The organism is Dyella terrae, assembly GCF_022394535.1.
GTDB lineage: Bacteria > Pseudomonadota > Gammaproteobacteria > Xanthomonadales > Rhodanobacteraceae > Dyella.
In genome coordinates, this window is sequence record NZ_CP089414.1 from 2,867,246 (window position 1) to 2,885,608 (window position 18,363).

Below are 18,363 nucleotides of genomic sequence, written 5' to 3' on the forward strand. Positions count from 1 at the left end.
GGGACCTCAGGAAGGAAAGCGACGGAACGAAACTGTCACGCTGCCGCGCCGCCGCTCCACATCATCGCTGAGTGTACTCCTCAAGGCGATCCCTGAAATCGACCACCGGTCCCGGAACATTGCTCACGCCGCCCTCGAAGATGCGGCGCGGGGTGATGCCCTTGCCGTAGATGGCCTCGTTGGCGTCGTAGTCGATGCGCAAGGCGGAGCCGTCCAGGGCCACGCCTGCGAACAGGCCGCGCGAGCGGGAATAGGAGTAGATCTCGGCCTTGAAGTCGCTGTCGGTGGACGCCTGGGCGGTACGGCCCACCGGGCCGGCCGCGGCGGCGGCGTCTGCGCCTAGCGTGAATTTGCCGTTGACGATGCTATCCACACCGCGCTGGGTGCGGAACACCAGGATTACGTCGGTGGACGAGGCGCCGGCCTGGAAGCCCACGCTGCCGCCGGTCATGGTGATAAAGCTGGGGTTGGACCAGGTGCCGTCTGCACCCTTGACCGAAATCAAGCCCTCACCACGGCGCCCACCGAACACGAAGCCCACCTTGAGCAGGTCGGGGATCACGGCGATGGCCTTGGCTTCCTTCAGCAGGTCGGTCGGGATCGACTTGTCCGGCGCATCCATGATGTCGTGCAACACGCGCACGGCGTTCTGGGCGCGTACCAGCGGCGGATCCTCTGCGTGGGCAGCCATGGCCGGTACCAGCAGGACCAGGGCAGCGAGCAGCAGGCGATGCAGCGACGTTTTGATCATGACGACTCCTGTGCAGATATTCGGTGTGACGGCCTGCGGCGATACTCGCCACGGCGAGGCCGGAGGCTTGTGGCAGACTCTGCAGCGGTTCTCACCGTCAGTGCCACGATGCCACGCAGCCATGACTATACCGGCGTCGCCGGCCCATCCCGTGACCAGCCCGTTCAGGCTGCAGTGCTCTTGGTGAACCTCGGCACACCGGAAGCGCCCACCGCCAGCGCCGTTCGACCCTATCTCGCCGAGTTCCTGGGCGATCCGCGCGTGATCGACTATCCGCGATGGCTGTGGTGGCTGATCCTGCACGGCGTGATTCTGCGCGTGCGCCCTGCCCGCTCCGCGCATGCGTACCAACGCATATGGACACCGCAAGGCTCGCCGCTGCGCGTAGGCAGCGAGGCACTCGCGGCACGCCTGCAGGAGAAACTGTCCGAGGCCTGCAACGAGCCTGTGCGCGTGGCGTTGGCGATGCGTTACGGTCAACCGTCCGTCCCCGCGCAGATTGAACGACTGCAGCGCGAGGGTGTGCGCCGTTTGCTGGTGTTGCCGCTGTATCCGCAATATTCGGCCACGTCGACCGGCTCGGTGATCGATGCCGTCGCCGAGGCCATGCAATCGCTGCGCTGGCCGCCGGAGCTGCGCCTGATCAACGACTACCACGGCGATGCGGGGCACATCGAAGCGCTCGCGCGCAGCATCGAACAATGGTGGGCATCGCACGGACGTGGCGACAAGCTGCTGCTCTCTTTCCACGGCATTCCCGAACGTTACGTGCGCGAAGGTGACCCGTATCTCGAACAATGCCAGGCCACCACGCGTGCGCTGCGCGAACGGCTGGGTCTCGACGAGTCGCAATTGCTGCTGAGCTTCCAGTCCCGCGTAGGACGCGAGCCGTGGCTGCAGCCTTATACCGACGCCACCGTGCGCGAGCTGGCTGCGAACGGCGTGCGGACACTGGACGTGGCCTGCCCCGGCTTCGCAGTCGACTGCCTGGAGACGCTGGAAGAGATCGCCATGCAGAACCACGACTTCTTCCGCGAGGCCGGCGGCGATGAGTTGCGCTATATCCCCGCGTTGAACGACTCGCCCGTGCAGGTCGACAGCCTCGCGGCGCTGGTCATGCGTCATGCGGGCGGCTGGAAGGAATTCACACCACGCGCCGGTGCCGCGCAATGAGCGGTCCGGTCGAACGCGAGGTGCGTCTGTCGCACTTGCGCCTGAGCGCGCAGGTATGGGGCGACGAGAGTGCACCGCCGCTGCTGGCGCTGCACGGATGGCTCGACAATGCGTGGAGCTACGCGCGCCTCGCGCCGCTGCTGGCCGAGCGCTGGCAGGTGATCGCACTGGAGCTGCCGGGCCACGGCCACTCCGACCACCTGCCACCCGGGATGTCCTATCACTTCGTGGACTACGTGCGCTCGGTGCTCGGCGCTATCGATGCACTGGGACTGGAACGTTTCCACTTGATGGGTCATTCGCTGGGCGCTGGCATCGCATCGCTGGTGGCTGCCGCCCAGCCGAAACGCATCGACCGCCTATTGCTCATCGAAGGCCTCGGCCCCATCGCGGATGACGGCCACCACACGCTGCGTCATTTCCGCGATGCCATGGCGAGCTCGGCTACTGGGCGCTCGTTGCGCGCGTTCCCGACCATCGACATGGCCATCAGCGCCCGCACCATGGCCAGTGGCCTACCGGCCGACCAGGCACGCCCCATCGTGGAGCGCGGCCTACGCAAGACCGAACACGGCTGGCACTGGCGCAGCGACGCGCGGGTCAACCGCCCCTCCTCCGTCCGGCTCGCAGAAACGCAAGTACACGCCTTGTTGCGTGGCATCGAAGCGCCAACGGCGCTGCTGCTCGCACAACCGGATACACCTTATCTGCCCGGACTGCGCATGCGCGAGCGTGCCGATTGCGTGGGTGACCTCGCCATGACGCACATGGAAGGTGGCCATCATCTGCACCTCGAGCACCCGGATGCCGTCGCCGCGTGGGCGAATGCGCATCTGGATAGCCGCACAGGCTGAATCACCTTTAGAGTCGCTAACAAAACGTAGCGAGCGGCCGTCAGGTGGGCGTGGGCGGCGCGCAGGAAACCGGAGTGTACTTGTACGTACATGAGGATTCCGAGCACCGACCGCGCCCACCTGACGGTCGCGCAGTAGTTTTGTTGGCGGCTCTTAGCCTGACCGACGGCACATGCTCCTACGCCCAGGCGGCCTAGACTGTCGCCATGCGACATCTACAGCGCGCCAACTACGGCCAGCCCGAGCAACTACGGCAACTGGGCAGCTTGCAGGTCTCTGCGACGCCTTACGCAGGCGACAGCGCGTTGCCTTGGCATGAGCATGACGAGGCGTATCTATGCCTGGTTGCTGCAGGCGGCTACACACAACAGTCGGGCAACGACGAACTGGAGTGTCAGCCAGGCCTGCTGCTGACACATCCGCAAGGGCACCGGCATGCGAACCGCTTCGGTCCGTCGGGTGCACGTTGTATCAGCATTTTTCTCGGCGAACCGGCGAGCAATGGCGTGACACGCCTGTTGGGCGATCACCGTCCGCTACGCCTGCCGGATGCAGACCGCCTGCTCGCACGCATCGAGCGCGAATTGCGCGCGACAGATGACGCCGCCGCACTGGCGCTCCATTCCGCCGTACTGGAGCTCGTCGCCCTCGCCTGCCGCGCTGGCGACGAACGTCGTCCTGCGTGGTTGCAACGTGTGCTCGAGCGCTTGCACGACGATCCACTTGCCGCGCCGTCCCTGCATGAACTGGCCGCGCTGGCGGGCGTGCATCCCGCGCATCTGGCGCGCAGTTTCCAGCGAGCCAAAGGTGTCTCGGTCGGCGAGTACCAGCGTGGATTGCGCATCGCGCTTGCGCGGGAAGCGTTGACTGACAGCCACTACTCCATCGCCGAGATCGCCGCCAGCACCGGCTTCAGCGATCAGAGCCACTTCGCACGCGTGTTCCGCCGCGCGACCGGCTTGACGCCGCGCGAATTTCGACAGAACTGCAAATCGCGTCCCGTTCCGTCAATGGCATCCTAGATCGGGCCCAGGCGCCCCGGCACCATGGCACCCAACCCCACGGAGCCATCACATGCCACTCTCCACTTCCCGCATCCATGGCCTGGCGTTGGCTTGCCTTGGCCTGTTCCCGGCACTGGCCATGGCGGCCTCCACCGGCGGCGATGCAACCGCATCACTGCAGGAACTTCGCCAGGCCTACGGTGGCGACCATTGGAACGCCGTCGGCTCGCTGCTGTTAGATGGCAAGCAAACCAGCGATGGCCTGACCGGCGAACTGCATACGGCGGTCGACTTGCGCACGGGCTATTACGCAAGCCGTCAGCGCAACGCCGTGTTTGCCAGCGCGGACGGTTACGACGACGCTGGCCGCTGGCATCAAGACATCTCCGGTCTGGTGCATCCCTACGATTCGGATGAAGCGAAGGCTGTCGCGATCAGCGAGAGTTGGCTACGCCGCTTCGGTTTCCTGCGCACCGACGACACTCACTTCAATCCCCTCCCCGATGCCTACGAGAACGACCGCCGCTATATCCGCCTCGAAGCGACACCCCATGGCGGCCGGAGCATCACCTTATGGATCGACTCGGCCACGCATCGGCTTGATCGCGCAATGTGGAACAGCTCCTTCCTGACGGTGACCCAGCGCTATAGCGACTATCGCGACGTGACCGGACTGCAGCTTCCCTTTGATGTCCGTACGTCGGCGACCACCAACAGCGGCACCCAGGATGGAGACGAGCAGGAAACGGTGGAACGCTACCAAGCGCTACCCGCCGTCCCGGCGCAAGCACTGCAACGGCCTGACGGCACGGTGCACGATGTGAGCATGCTGCACGGTGCAAGTCGCGCAGTCAGTCCCATGCAGTTGGAGGGCGGCGCCCTGCTGATCCACGTCAGTATCAACGGGAAAGGCCCGATGCCTTTCATACTGGACACGGGTGGCCACGCGATTCTCACCGATGATGCGGCGAAGAAACTTGGCCTCACCAGTACGGGTAAAGGTGTCAGCACCGGCTCGGGCCCGGGCTCGATGACAACCGCGTACACCCAGGTGCAACACCTCACCATCGGCGACGCCGACGTCAAGGATTTGACCTTTCTGGTGATGCCTTACCCGTACTCATTCTATGAGCGGGGCACGCGCGAACCCATCGCCGGCATTCTTGGACTGGAGATCTTCGAGCGCTTCGCCGTGACCTTCGACTACGACAAACAGCAATTGATACTGCAGCCCTTTGATCACGGCCAGGCACCCGCAGAGGGCGAAGGTTCGCCAGTAACGCTACGCTTTACAGACGATATGCCCTTGGTATCTGCATCCCTGGATGGCAAGCAGGGCATGTTCGGCGTCGACACCGGCAACTCGGGTTACACACTGATGTTCCCGCAATGGGCAGAACGCGAAGGCCTAGCGACGCGCTACCTCAAAGGTGTCCCCGTATCCGGCGGGGGCGTGGGTGGAAGTTTCGTGTCGCGCTTCTCGCATGCGCGCTCATTGCAACTTGGCGACCAGCACGTGAGCCCCGCACTGGCCCAGTTGACGCCGCCCGACGCGGGCGCGACAGGCAACCCCACCGAAGCGGGAAATATCGGCCAGGATGTACTGGCGCGCTTTACCGTGCATTTCGACTACCGCCGCCAACGCATGTATCTGCAGCCGCGTGGGGTTGCCTCACATTGGCAGTACGCGACGGCAGGCCTGCGTGCCAACCGGAGCGCCGAGCAGCGCGATCGGCTGAAAGTAAGCTGGGTGGTACCTGACAGCCCCGCGGCAGCGGCTGGCTTGAAGCAAGGCGACGAGATCGTGGCCGTCAATGGCAAACCCGCCGCGGAGATCAGCAGCTACGATCTTCGCGATGAGGTGAATCACCGCGAAGAAGGTGCGCCCTTGTCACTCACACTCGCTGACGGCCGTATCCTGACCATGCGACTGCGGGACATCGCACCGCGCTGAAGCGCATTTGAATCACGACGGTCGATGGCGAACCGTGACTCCGGTTCGCCATCGGTCAACGCATACCTTAGGGCTTCGTGAGGCCCAATACATCGGTCCCCTGCTCGAACGTGATGTCCACCGGGATCTTCGCCTGATCCAGTCGCTTGAGATCGCCGGCGAGCGTCGCATCGACGTTGCCCATGCTATCGGTGAGCTTCTTGGCTGCGTCGTAGTCGCCGTCACCCTGGATGGTGAGCAGCTTGGCGGAGAGTGCGTTCATTGCCGCCGTCATCTTGTCGAAGTCGACGCGGTAACGCCCGGTCGCGGGGTCGCGAGTGAATGCGCCCTGCTGCTGGAAGAAGTTGAAGCGCACCATGTTCGCCTTGGCGTGCGCATCGCTGGCGCCGAAGCGCACCGAACGCAAAATGCCGGCGAGGAAGGTGACGTAGTTGTCCATCAACTTGGACTTATCCAGCTCGCCCTTGTCGGCCAGCTTAGTGACCATGTAGAGGCCCAGGATGTCGGCCTTGCCCTCCTCGAAACTCGAGGCCTGATCCTTCAATGCCGTGCGCACCATGCCCTTGCCGTCGAGCGTGTTCTTGATGCCCAGGCCATGCGCGACTTCGTGGAACATGGTGTTCTCGAAGAACGCATCAAAGGTGAGGTGCGATTGCTGGTCGTTCGCGATCAGCTCCTTCGCGATGGGCAACATGATCTTGTCGAACTTAGCCTGCATCACGTTCTCCAGCTGCAAGCGGCGCGTGCCCTTCTTGAGCTGCACTTCCTCGTCATTGGGAAGATTGATGGCGATGGTCTTGGCGCCAACGTTGGCGTCGCCGGCGTAATACACAGCAAAGTAAGCGTTGAGGTCAGCGTCGGAACCGGGCTTCTCGGCCTTGTACTTGTCATCCACCGGCAGCTCGCGCTGCAGATCCGGCAGGTACTTGGCGAAGCGGGCAAGCTTGGCACTCCACGCCTGATCCTTCACCAGCACGTAGCTTTCGTAACTAGCCTTGTAGCCGAACAACTGGTCTTCGTAGGTCTCGATGGGGCCGATCACGATGTCGACGGGGTTGTTCTTCATCGACATCCACGCGAAATCGCTGGGACGGTAATCGTCACTCAGCAGCGCGTCGGCACGCTTCTTCAGATAACCCGCGAACTCCTTGTCCGCTGACAAATCCGCCGCCTGACGCAGCAAGCCAGCAGCGCGTTCCAGATCAGCCTTATAGGCCTCGTGATAGGGCACGGTCACCAGTTGGTTCTGCGCGTCACGACGCAGCAGCGTATAGAGGCCTGCTTTGTCCTTGAGATCGGCCTTGTCGAACTCTTCCTTGGTCATGTCGGCCGGGTAGAACTGCGCCCCCGCCGGGCGCGGACCAACACCGGCAACAAACGGCTGGTCATTGTCCAGGCGATCCCACGGGCCGTAGTTGATCTCGGCAAAACGACGCGTGACCTCGTCGGGGATACGCGCCATCAACGCGGCCTTATCGCCCCACGACTGCTGCCAATAGATGTCGTTAGTAACGTCCGCCGCTTCGATCAGCAACGCAATCATCTGCTTCTGCTTGTCATCGAAACTGGACAGGTCAGCAGTGAGTTTTATCGACGCATAGTTCGCCATGCGCTGCGCGGCGATGTCCTCATCGGTAGACGGCGGCGGCACGGCGGGTGCCGTGCTGGCAGGCGCCGGGGCAGAAGCCTGCGCGGCCGGCGCATTGCTGTCGTGGGAACTGCAGCCAGCCAGAACGGCGATGAGGCTCAGGGCGAGGAGATGGCGGCGCATGGGCATTTCTCGGCGAAGGAAAACCCCATGGTAGCGCGAGGGGTACGGAGCGCGGTGGGGGTACATTGGTACGCTGGCGCGGCCTTTTGCTTCGCTGTCTTCCTGGTGAGAACCAGGGGTCCCGTTTCCGTATCGCCTGTTTGTCACGCTACCGCGACCCGCAGCGATGCGATGTGCAGCGAAGCTGCACGAGCCGTCCGCTTTCGCTTTTGACCTTCCGGGCCCCCTGTGCGGCGGTGAGGGGTGGACGATCATGCCCGCAGGGGGGATCGGCATGGATGCCGATCCCTTTTCGCCAGGGCAGGATGCCCTGTCGAAAAGCCCGGCCGCCCCTCACGTACTGGCCGGCTTTACCGGCCAGCGCCAAGTGGGGGTGCCTTTCTTTTGGTTACTTTTCTTGGGCAAGCAAAGAAAAGTGACTCGGCCTCCGGCAGGAGGTCGAAAGCCCGCCGCAGGCGAGCCAGTTCGCGACTACGCGACAACCAAACACCGAGGCTCTGGATCCCGGCCTTCGCCGGGATGACGATAACAACGGTGAGGCTAGATTGACCCCTCACCCCAACCCTCTCCCCGAAGGGTAGAGGGAGCAGACCTAAGGCGTTCAGCGTGCCTCGCGCTTACCCAGCACCCGCTCTCTTCCCGGGATATACAAAAATACCCCCTTCAACATCAAAAGAAACACAACAAAACATCACCCCGAAATCGCCAACCTCTCCGACTGATACAACCGCGCCGTCGCCAACACCCCAATCAACGCCGCCACCAAACTACCCGCCAGACACAACCCAAGCTGCTCCGTAGTCACACCATCACCGCGCAACAACTGCATGATGCCCAAGTGCTGGCCCAGCAACGGCACCGCATACATCCAGCCCTGCGCCTTGATAGGCATGGTGGAAAGCAGAATGCTCGGCAGCACCGGCACGAACATCAGCAACGACAGATAGGTCTGCGCCTCGCGATAGCTCTTGGCGAAAGCCGCAACCATCGATTGCAACGCTGCCAGCAATGCAATCAGCGGCACCATCAGCAACAACACCTGACCACTAAAGCGCGGACCGAGATCCAGCTCCATACCGAGCCTCTCCGTCGGGATAAACGGCCCCACCACGCCAAACGCCAACAAGCTGATCAGCAGACTCGCCGCAGAGAACGTGCAGATCGCCGCCAGCTTGCCCGCGAGAATCTTCCAGCGCGGCACCGGATTGGCAAACAAGGGCTCGAGCGACTGACGTTCGCGTTCGCCCGCGGTGAGATCGATCGCCAGATACATGCCACCCATGAACACCGTGAGCACGAAGAAGTACGGCAGGATCGAGAACATCAGCGCCGCGCGCGCCTGCGCCGTGGCCTGATCGCGCCTGGCGGCTTGTACCGGCCACGCGGTGCTAGGTGAGAGCCCGCGCGACACCAGCCGCATGGCACCCTGCTGGCGTGCGTAGCCCTCCACCACTTGCGATACGCGCTCCACTGCGGCGTTGGCATCACGCTGCGAGGAGTCGTAGATCAACTCGACCTGCACGGCCTCGCCTTTGCGCCACGCGGTGACGTAATCAGGTGAAATGCGCAGCGCGACATCGGCATCCTGCTTGCGCACGGCGAGCTCGGGATTGTCGATGGGTGGTCTTGGCACGATGCCCTCGGCCTTCAGCGCATTGATCAGGTTCGGTGCGTTCTCGGCACCGATGATCGGCACAGGCAGCGGTTTCTCCGCCTTGTCGAACTGACGATTGAGTGTGATGTTGAGCAACATCACCAGGATTAATGGCCCCAACAACGGACCCGTGAGGAAGGCACTGATGATGGTGCGGCGATCGCGCAGGTTTTCCTTCACTTCCTTGAGGAAGACAGTAAGGAAGGCGCGCGTACGGGTGGCCGGCATAGTCGGCGTACTCATGCGGCGAGTCCTTCTTCGCTGCCGATGATCTTGACGAAGGCATCCTCGAGGTTCGATTCACCGGTCTGCTCGCGTAACGCCTGGGGCGATTCATCGGCCACCACACGCCCGTTGGCGATGACTACGATGCGGTCGCACAGCGCCGCAACCTCTTGCATGATGTGGCTGGAAAACAGCACGCAACGCCCTTCGCTCTTCAGGTGCTGCATGAACTGGCGAAGTGCGCGCGTCGCCATGACATCGAGGCCATTGGTGGGCTCATCGAGGATGACGTTGCGCGGATCGTGGATGAGTGCTCGGGCAATCGCCGTCTTCACGCGCTGGCCCTGGGAGAAACCTTCGGTACGGCGATCGCCGATATCCTCCATCTCCAGCGCTTTCACTAGTGCTTCGCGGCGGTTGGCGATGACGCCTTCCGGCAGGCCATGCAAGCGTGCGAAGTAGTCGATGTTTTCGCGCGCGGTGAGGCGCTTATATAAGCCTCGTGCATCCGGCAGCACGCCAAGCTGGCGTCGCACGGCGAGCGCATCTTCGGCGGCGTCGATGCCATCCACCAGCACCTGGCCGCGATCGGGGTTCATCAGCGTATAGAGCATGCGCAGCGTGGTGGTTTTGCCTGCGCCATTGGGGCCAAGCAAGCCGGTGATCTCACCATCGCGCGCGGTGAAACTGACGCCATCCACGGCTTTGACGGTACCGAACGCCTTGTGCAGATCCTTCACCTCGATCATGGCGTCGCTCCGTTGAAGTCGATGAACATAGGTGTGGCCTGCAAGCGCTGCAGGCAGGAGGCATCTAGCGTCTTGGGATGGAGGTCTTCGATGAAGTGCTTCACTACTTGTGGCGCACAACCGGCATTGATCACGTTGTGACCCTGCCCGGTGAGCACCAGGTGACGCGCGTTGCTCAGGTTCTTCGCTACTTGGTCGCCATAGCGCGGCGGTGTGACGGGATCGAACTGACCGGAGAACAGCAGCGTAGGGATGTCGGTCTTCAGCGGCTCGTGGAAGTCAGCGGGACGGGCGCCCTTGGGCCACACGGAGCAGGTGTTGCGCAAGGTGTCGACCATGCGCGTGCCGAGAATGGTGTGTGCGTCCGCATCGTTCGAAGCGAGCAGGTCTGCGTCCTCACTGCAGATCACCGACAACTGCATGCCACCATTCATGGTGTCCGACAGATCACCCGACAACAGCTTGGCCTGCCCCAATAGCGGCCCCACGTCACCGTGCGCTGCTGCATCAATGGAAAGCGGCAACAACGAAGCCGTCAGCGGCGAGTACGCAAACATGCGCACCACACTGGACAATGAGTATTCGCTCAAGGTGCGCTGCACGCTCTGGTAGGTCTGTGGGTCACGGAAGCTCACCTTGTGCGGATTGGCCCGCAGCGCATCGCGCAATTGATAGAGCGTCTGGTACGGGTCGTTGAAGCGCTTGCGGCATGCATCGTTGGCGGTGCACTGCGCGAACTGCGCTTTCAGCGCATCGTCGAGATTGCGCGCGAAGTCCTGCCCCAGTACCAGCTCGTTGGGCACCACACCATCTAGCACGAGGCTGCGCACGGCTTTTGGATAACGCATGGCGTACTGCTGAGCCATACGCGTGCCGTAGGACACACCCACCAGGTCGAAGCTCGGCGAGCCCAGCGCCTTGCGCACATCTTCCAGATCCTGCGCTGCGATGGTGGTGGTGTAGTAGCGTGGATCGGCCGTGTCTTGAAGCTGCTTCAGGCAACGCTCGGTTTCCCGCTTCTGGCGATCGGCGCCGGCGACGATGTCGTCGGAGCCACCCTCGGTGCCTTCGCCTTCGTCCTTGCAGGTGAGCGGATTGGAGCCCCCGGTGCCGCGCTGGTCGAGCAACACCACGTGGCGATGTGCAGTGAGCGGCTGCAGCGCGGCCGACACGCCCGGCCATGATTCCGTCGCGGCCTGGCCCGGACCACCGGCGAGCATCGCCAACATGTCTTTGCTGGCGACCTGCGCACTGCTGCGGATCACCGCGAGCTTGAGGTGGATCTTCCGGCTGGTCGGGTCGTCGCGGTTCTCCGGCACCTCGAACGGTGCGCACCACGCAGCGGTCGACAAGCCGCTGTTGGGCTGGCTCAGTTCACACGGGGTCAGCGTCAGCGAGCCCAATTTCCACGTCGGCGGCTTGGCCGGTGTGGCCGGTTTGCCGGTGGATGTGGTCGCAGGCGGGGTATCCGCAAGAGGTTCGGCTGACGGGGGATGGAAGTGTCGCCACCCCAGTGCCGCCAGCGCGATGACCACAACGCCTATGCGAAAGGCGGTTCGGCCCTTGATTGCCATGAGTGCTCTCCCTCACTCCATTGGGTGTCTCGATACCGGCGCCACCGCAGGCGGTTCCGGCTCGAAGATCGATTCGATAGAAAGACCAAACAACCGCGCAATCTTGAAAGCCAGCGGCAGGCTCGGATCGTACTTGCCTGTCTCGATCGCGTTCACCGTCTGGCGCGAGACATCCAGGCGTTCAGCCAGATCGGCCTGCGACCAACCGTGGTCGCCGCGCAGTTCACGAATACGATTGTTCATTCGCGGCGGACGCGCCAGATCAGATAGCAGCGAACGGCGCCATAAACCAGACAGAGCGCCGGGTATACGAAGAGCAAAACAAAGGTACCGTCCAGTACGAGGACCTTCGCCGCACCCAGGAACCCCAGCGCCATGCTCGCCACGCCGACCACCGATGCGCTGATGCCGATGGATTCCAGGTGCTGGCGACGCTCCAACTCATCACTGGCAAGAATGTGGCGGATACAGGCAATGATGATCCAGGCGATCGGCAACATGGGCGACAGCACCAGCGCCGTCTTGAGCACGCCGGACGACATGCCCTTCTGCAGCGGCCACGCATAAAGCATCACCGCCATATAGATGAGGATGGCCGGCATGAACTCACGCACGTAACGGCGATCCGCGGCGCGGCAGCGCTCGCGCGTTAGCGCGCGTCCCGTATAGACCATGAGCGGCAGCCCGGTGGCGAAGACCACCAACCCCAACAGCTTCACCAGCGAACTGTTCTGAATCATCAGAAAGAAGCTGGCTGCCAGCAGCGCATAGGTGAAAACGACTGCACCCCAGCGCGCCCAGGTGGGCCACGCGTCCATCGGTGCCAGCCGGCCACCCGGTGTTAACCCGGTGAATGTGCTCATGGCACGCCACCCATCGCACTGCTCCGTTCCATGCTGCCCCCGGACACATGTCAAGTTGACTTGACACAAGCTAGCTCTGGCACCGAGATGTGTCAAGCAACCTTTACATGCGAGGGCACGTATCGGCGGCCCCGTCTGAAACTTGAGCATCTGGACAATAGGAACATTCCTAAAATGTGACGCAATGTGCACATTCCCATCCTGATGGGGTGACCCGAAGTGACCTTTCAGGACTCACCGAATCATTACAAAATCTTAACGACTACCTCTCATTTCTGCCCCGCGTCGCCGTTTCTCCATCTTCATACGCCTTGGCATGGCGATTGCTTATGGGTCGGTAAGCGACTTGGTGACCGACCTGTACAGGTACGGACCACCAGGAGCCGAAGGCGCCATGGGGGGCAGAAGCCACTGTCCGGACAGCGCACAACGAACAGGTTTCATCCACACACGCTCAAAGGACATGGATATGAAGAAGCTTCTCCTCGCCGCCCTGGTTACCACCACCCTGGGCTTTGCCGGTCTCGCCACTGCCGCCACCACGGTCAGCAGCGGCACGATCACCGTCAACGGCAAGATCGTCTCCTCGACCTGCGCGGTCACCGCGAACAACGCACAGAACCCGACCATCACGCTGCCGACCCTGGACACCAACGCCCTGTCGACGGTTGGCAGCGCAGCCGGCTGGACCGCCCTCACCTTTTCGGTGACGGGTTGCTCGGCTGTCACTGGCGCCACCGCCGTGTCGACCTACTTCTCCAGCGCGAACGTCGACACCACGTCGGGCTACCTGAAGAACACCACCGCCGGCGGCAGCAACGTCGAGATCGTGCTGTCCAACTCGCAGAGTGCGGTCGCGGGCACCACCGGCGCCCTGGCCCTGAACGGCGTTGCGGGTGCGCAGAACGCCCAGACGGCCACCCTGCCGACCTCGGGCAGCGCCGGCGCCGCCACGTTCAACTACTACGTGGGCTACGTCGCGAACGGCGCAGCTGCCACGGCCGGTGCGGTCAACACCACCGTCCAGTACGCGCTGAGCTACCAGTAAGCGTTGCAACACCCGTGCTGCGGCCGCCTTGGCCGCAGCACTTCTCTTCAGCACCTTTCCGGGGTTTCCCATGAAGCGTCCTCTCCGCGCCCTTTCCGCGGCGCTGCTGGCGGTTGGCTGTCTGGTTTCCATGACAGCAGCACACGCCAACGTGATCATTGCCGGTACCCGGATCATCTTTCCCGCCGCCGATGGCGAGGTGACGGTTCGCCTGACGAACCAGAACACCACACCTGCGCTCGTCGAGTCGTGGGTGGACAACGGCGACCCGATGTCCACGCCGGACAAGGTGAAGACGCCGTTCCTGATCACCCCGCCGCTGTTCCGTATGGAGCCGAACCGGGATCAGAGCCTGCGCATCCTGTTCACCCACAGCGATCAGCCGCTGCCCACGGACCGTGAGTCAGTGTTCTGGCTCAACGTGCTCGAAGTGCCGCCCAAGCCGACCAGCCTGGAAGTGCAGAAGGCGAACACGCTGCAGATGGCGATCCGCTCGCGCCTCAAGTTGTTTTACCGTCCGGCCGGTCTCGCTGGCGATCCGATCAAGGCACCGGGCGAACTGACTTTCAAGGCCACCAGTGCTGCCGGTACGGCAGCGGTAGTGGTGCACAACCCCACGCCGTACTACGTCACGATCACCGATCTGCGCGTGACGACCGGCGGCAGCGCGCACAAGGCCGAGCCTGGCATGGTCGCGCCGATGTCCGACCTCAACCTGTCGGTATCGGACCTCAAGCAGGCGCCGGCCACCGGCAGCGCCATCGAATACCACTGCATCAATGATTACGGCTCCGACGTTGTCCTCAAGGGCACGGTCTCGCCGTGATGACACTGCACGCCAGCACCCAGCGACGCACGTCCTGGCCCGTGGCGTGCCGTCGTGCCTTTCTGAGTTCGGCCATCGCCGCCACGCTGGCCGGCGCGGCCTTTTCCGCCCACGCCCTGCCGGCAGCGGCCAATGGCGCCGATCCGGCTGCCGGCGGCGGCTACGCCGACTTTGACCGCAGCATGCTGTCGGGCGCTGGCCAGAACACTACCGACCTGTCTCGCTTCGAGCACGGCAATCCGGTGTTGCCGGGCGAGTACGTCAGCGACATCTACTTGAACAACGTGTGGGTGAACCGCCAGACGGTGCGCTTTGCAGCGCCCTCGGCGAAAGCGGACGCCGTGGCCTGCCTCAGCCACAAGATGCTCGACCAGTTCGGCCTGCATCCGAAGATGAGCGAGGACGTAGCCAAGCGCCTGGACGATCCGAACGGTTGCGTTGCGCTGGGCGAGCTGATCCCCGACGCAACGATGACCTTCGACATGACCCAGCTGCGCCTGGACGTGAGCGTACCGCAGGCCTACCTGGGCACCATGCCGCGCGGCTATGTGAGCCCGGAATACTGGGACGCGGGCGCGACGGCCGGCTTCCTCAACTACAACGTCAACAGTTTCCACAGCAGCAGCCAGGGTTCCACCCAGACCTCAACCTACCTGGGCGTGAACACGGGCGTGAACGTGGGCCTGTGGCACCTGCGCGAGCAGGGCACCATGACCTGGACGTCTGGCTCGGGCAACACGCCCTCCCAGTCGCACTGGCAGAACATTCAGACCTACCTGCAGCGCGACCTGCCGTCGCTGCGTGCAGTGCTCTCCGTGGGCGACAGCTACACCGACGGTGCAGTGTTCGACAGCTACGGCATCCGCGGCGTGCAGCTTTCCACTGACGACCGCATGCTGCCGCAGTCGATGCAGGGTTACGCGCCGATGATCCGTGGCGTGGCTACCACCAACGCACTCGTGAGCGTGCGCCAGAACGGCGTGCAGATCTACCAGACCACGGTGGCGCCCGGCCCGTTCGTCATCAACGACCTGTACCCGACCGGCTTCGGCGGCAATCTCGACGTCACCGTAACCGAGGCCGACGGCCACACCACCACTTTCGTAGTGCCTTATGCCTCAGTGGCGCAGTTGCTGCGCCCGGGTATCACGCGTTTCGATGTCGCTGCCGGCCAGCTGCGCACGGCCTCCATCAAGGATCAGCCGGGCGTGGTGCAGGCGACCGTGCAGCACGGTTTCAGCAATCTGCTCACTGGATATGCGGGTATCGTTGGCTCGCAGGGTTACGGTGCGGCGTTGATCGGCGCAGCCATCGACACGCACTACGGCGCCCTCGCCGTCGACGTGACGCAGGCTCAGGCGCATATCCCTGGCTATTCGACGCAGTCGGGCCAAAGCGTGCGCATCACCTACAGCAAGATCATCCCCTCCACGCAGACCAACTTCTCCGTGGCCGCCTACCGCTATTCCACCGGCGGCTACCTCAGCCTGACCGATGCCGAGCAGGCGCGTGACTTCGTAAACCAGGGCCGCGATGCCTTTGCCACGAGCGTGACGCCAGTGGTGCCCACCATCGATGGCGTAAACGCATCGAGCGTGCTGACACCCGCACAACAGGCGGCGCTCAACGGTACGACGCTCAATGCCGGCTCGTTGTTCACGGTGACGGGTGTGCAGCGCCAGCGCAGCAGCTTCACACTGTCGATGAGCCAGCCGCTCGGCCCGATGGGCGGTTCGCTCTATGCAAACGTCTCCGTGCGCAGCTACTGGAACCGCAACGGCAACGACACGCAATACCAGGTGGGCTACAACAACCACTTCCGTCGGCTTGGCTATGGTGTCTCGGCGACGCGCTCGGTCGACGCGACTGGCCGTTATGACAACCAGTTCTTTGTGAACTTCACCCTGCCGCTGGGAAGCACTCCGCATTCGCCCACGATGACGCTCAACCTGTCGCATGACGATCAGAGCGGCTCGCAACAGCAGGCCATGGTGAGCGGCACGCTGGGCTCGGACAATCAGTTCAACTACGGTGCGACTGCATCGCACAGCTCTGGTGGATCGAGCAGCTCGAACGATGCCGGCTCGCTGAGTGCGGGTTATCGCAGCCCGTATGCGATCTTCTCGGCGACCTACGGCAAGGGCACGGGCTACTCGCAGGCCTCGGTAAGCATGAGTGGCTCGATCGTCGCGCACCCGGGCGGCGTCACCTTCGGCCAGCCCATCAGCGACACCGTGGGCGTGGTCTACGCCCCTGGCGCGGCTGGCGCTCGCGTGAACAGCAGCGGCGGCATCACCATCGATCGCTTCGGCTACGCCATCGTGCCTTACCTGACGCCTTACAGCCTCAATACGGTGCAGATCGACCCGAAGGGCCTGCCGCTGGACGTGCAGCTCACCACTACCAGCGCGCAGGTCGCTCCGTACGCCGGCGCGGTGGTGATGCTGAAGTTCAAGACCGAGAACGGCCGTAGCCTGCTGATCCGCTCGCAGTTGGAAAACGGCAATGCACCGCCGTTCGGCGCCGAAGTGTTCAACGAGAAAAACGCCTCGCTGGGCGTGGTGGGCCAAGCCGGCCAGATCCTGGTGCGCGGCGTCGAGCAATCCGGCCAGTTGACCGTGCGGTGGAATGATGACGACGGCCAGGCTCAGTCCTGCTCGTTCTCGTACCAGCTGCCGGCCAAAGACAAAGACAAAGACAAGCAGTCCAAGGCGCTACAGCAGATCCAGGCAACGTGCGTCAGGCCGACGATGGTCGCGCAGGCAACAGGAAACGGCTCATGACACGCAGCAATAACCAACGTATGCGCTGGACGCGACTGGCAGGGCTGATGCTACTGATGCTGCTGGCTTTCGTCGGCTGGGCGCCTTCGGCGCTGGCGGCTGGGCCCGCATGCTCCGCGGCGTCCGCCACGCTCACCATGCCGTCCAGCGTCACCGTCCAGCCGTTCGCCAGTGCCGGCCCGATTTCGGGCGCAACGGGTACGGCGACCATCACGTTCAATTGCTCGGGCCTTCCCGCGTCAAAGTCCACCCCCGACTACACCGCGACTATCCAGGCCGGCCAGTACCTAGCCACACTGGACGCCACCAACAACACGAACGGTCCGGGCATCACCTTCGCCACCAACATCACGGGGCTGGCTGTGCTGGTTACCGCGTCCACGGTGCAGGCCACCAGTAACAGCTGCCTTGCCTGCGGCCCGACCAGCACGGCAGGTTATGTGCCTGGCTCGATCGTTGCGCCGTCCAACTCGAAGGTAAACGGGTATTCAGGCTCATTCTCCGCTGTCTATACCGCGCAGCTGATCAAGACCACCTCCGGCGCGGTGTCTCCCGGCACCATCACCACGAACCAGCTCATTCCGTTCTGGTGGTACATCCCGGGCGGCAGTGTCAACTCGACCAGCCAGGCCCTCAACGCCTACCTGATCCTGCCCAACATCACCATCACCGTGCCGACATGCACCATTTCGGCGGGAGCCAACCAGACGGTGACGCTGCCCACGATAGATAGCAGACTGCTTGCTACCACTGGTGCCACCGCCGGCCTCACGCCCTTCAGCATCAGCATCACCAATTGCCCGTCAGGCGCATCGATCGCGTCCAACGTATTCAGTGGTGGCTCCACCGACACCACCACCGGTGCACTGACGAACACCACTTCGTCGACCAAGGGCGGATCAGGCGCAGCCAACCTTGAGGTGCAGTTCCTCAATGGTCCCGGTGGCAGCAACAAAGCGGGCTCGGTCATCAATCTCAGTCAGACCACGGCAACCGCGCAGGGCACCAGCACGTATACGCTCGTCAACAACGGGGCAACGCTCAACTACTACGCGCAGTACCTTGCGACCGGCACGGTCACACCGGGGCTCTTCACGGCCACTGTGCAGTACGGCATCAACTATCAGTGAAACG

Annotated in this window: 15 protein-coding genes and 1 other RNA gene; 8 read left to right on the plus strand and 8 right to left on the minus strand. The window is 63.3% G+C overall.

Annotated elements, in window-relative coordinates; translation table 11 throughout:
- Window positions 1–61: 61 nt before the first annotated feature.
- On the minus strand, window positions 62–751 hold the full coding sequence (locus DYST_RS12415; protein ID WP_239945949.1) for a lipid-binding SYLF domain-containing protein: 690 nt from the start codon (window positions 749–751) through the stop codon (window positions 62–64).
- Window positions 752–859: 108 nt separating this feature from the next.
- On the opposite strand from DYST_RS12415, the gene hemH reads away from it, so the two are divergent.
- Window positions 860–1,924, plus strand: coding sequence for a ferrochelatase (gene hemH / locus DYST_RS12420; protein ID WP_239952107.1), 1,065 nt, complete (start codon window positions 860–862; stop codon window positions 1,922–1,924).
- The gene (locus DYST_RS12425; protein WP_239945950.1) at window positions 1,921–2,778 is read left to right on the plus strand and encodes an alpha/beta fold hydrolase; all 858 of its coding nucleotides are present in this window, start codon (window positions 1,921–1,923) and stop codon (window positions 2,776–2,778) included. Before hemH ends, DYST_RS12425 begins: the two co-directional genes overlap by 4 nt.
- Window positions 2,779–2,792: 14 nt before the next feature.
- Here the strand turns inward: DYST_RS12425 and DYST_RS12430 are convergent.
- A non-coding RNA gene (locus tag DYST_RS12430) (sX9 sRNA) lies at window positions 2,793–2,870 on the minus strand.
- A gap of 114 nt (window positions 2,871–2,984) precedes the next feature.
- Here DYST_RS12430 and DYST_RS12435 point away from each other — a divergent pair.
- Window positions 2,985–3,800 (plus strand): helix-turn-helix transcriptional regulator, encoded by an 816-nt coding sequence (locus tag DYST_RS12435; protein ID WP_239945951.1) that lies wholly within the window; start codon window positions 2,985–2,987, stop codon window positions 3,798–3,800.
- 52 nt (window positions 3,801–3,852) lie between these two features.
- Window positions 3,853–5,736, plus strand: a complete 1,884-nt coding sequence (locus DYST_RS12440; RefSeq protein WP_239945952.1) for an aspartyl protease family protein — start codon at window positions 3,853–3,855, stop codon at window positions 5,734–5,736.
- Window positions 5,737–5,803: 67 nt separating this feature from the next.
- Here DYST_RS12440 and DYST_RS12445 read toward each other — a convergent pair whose 3' ends face one another.
- The 6 genes from DYST_RS12445 to DYST_RS12470 all read right to left on the minus strand — a co-directional run bounded on the left by DYST_RS12445 (window position 5,804) and on the right by DYST_RS12470 (window position 12,572).
- A complete protein-coding gene (locus DYST_RS12445; protein ID WP_239945953.1) occupies window positions 5,804–7,507 on the minus strand; it encodes a dipeptidyl-peptidase 3 family protein in 1,704 nt (567 codons plus the stop codon).
- 691 nt (window positions 7,508–8,198) lie between these two features.
- Window positions 8,199–9,404, minus strand: a complete 1,206-nt coding sequence (locus DYST_RS12450; protein ID WP_239945954.1) for an ABC transporter permease — start codon at window positions 9,402–9,404, stop codon at window positions 8,199–8,201.
- Window positions 9,401–10,135 (minus strand): ATP-binding cassette domain-containing protein, encoded by a 735-nt coding sequence (locus tag DYST_RS12455; protein ID WP_239945955.1) that lies wholly within the window; start codon window positions 10,133–10,135, stop codon window positions 9,401–9,403. Before DYST_RS12455 ends, DYST_RS12450 begins: the two co-directional genes overlap by 4 nt.
- Window positions 10,132–11,709 (minus strand): alpha/beta hydrolase, encoded by a 1,578-nt coding sequence (locus DYST_RS12460; protein ID WP_239945956.1) that lies wholly within the window; start codon window positions 11,707–11,709, stop codon window positions 10,132–10,134. The genes DYST_RS12455 and DYST_RS12460 overlap by 4 nt, the downstream gene beginning before the upstream one ends.
- Before the next feature lie 12 nt (window positions 11,710–11,721).
- Complete coding sequence (locus DYST_RS12465; RefSeq protein WP_199178853.1) at window positions 11,722–11,952, minus strand: helix-turn-helix transcriptional regulator; 231 nt, start codon at window positions 11,950–11,952, stop codon at window positions 11,722–11,724.
- A complete protein-coding gene (locus DYST_RS12470) occupies window positions 11,949–12,572 on the minus strand; it encodes a hypothetical protein (RefSeq protein ID WP_239945957.1) in 624 nt (207 codons plus the stop codon). Before DYST_RS12470 ends, DYST_RS12465 begins: the two co-directional genes overlap by 4 nt.
- Before the next feature lie 469 nt (window positions 12,573–13,041).
- Here DYST_RS12470 and DYST_RS12475 point away from each other — a divergent pair, with 469 nt between their 5' ends.
- The 4 genes from DYST_RS12475 to DYST_RS12490 all read left to right on the plus strand — a co-directional run bounded on the left by DYST_RS12475 (window position 13,042) and on the right by DYST_RS12490 (window position 18,359).
- Complete coding sequence (locus DYST_RS12475; RefSeq protein ID WP_239945958.1) at window positions 13,042–13,620, plus strand: fimbrial protein; 579 nt, start codon at window positions 13,042–13,044, stop codon at window positions 13,618–13,620.
- A gap of 70 nt (window positions 13,621–13,690) precedes the next feature.
- Entirely contained in the window at window positions 13,691–14,446 is a 756-nt protein-coding gene (locus tag DYST_RS12480) for a fimbrial biogenesis chaperone (RefSeq protein WP_239945959.1), read from the plus strand.
- Window positions 14,446–17,229 (plus strand): fimbria/pilus outer membrane usher protein, encoded by a 2,784-nt coding sequence (locus tag DYST_RS12485; protein ID WP_239952108.1) that lies wholly within the window; start codon window positions 14,446–14,448, stop codon window positions 17,227–17,229. Before DYST_RS12480 ends, DYST_RS12485 begins: the two co-directional genes overlap by 1 nt.
- Window positions 17,226–18,359, plus strand: a complete 1,134-nt coding sequence (locus tag DYST_RS12490; protein ID WP_239945960.1) for a fimbrial protein — start codon at window positions 17,226–17,228, stop codon at window positions 18,357–18,359. The genes DYST_RS12485 and DYST_RS12490 overlap by 4 nt, the downstream gene beginning before the upstream one ends.
- Window positions 18,360–18,363 lie beyond the last annotated feature (4 nt).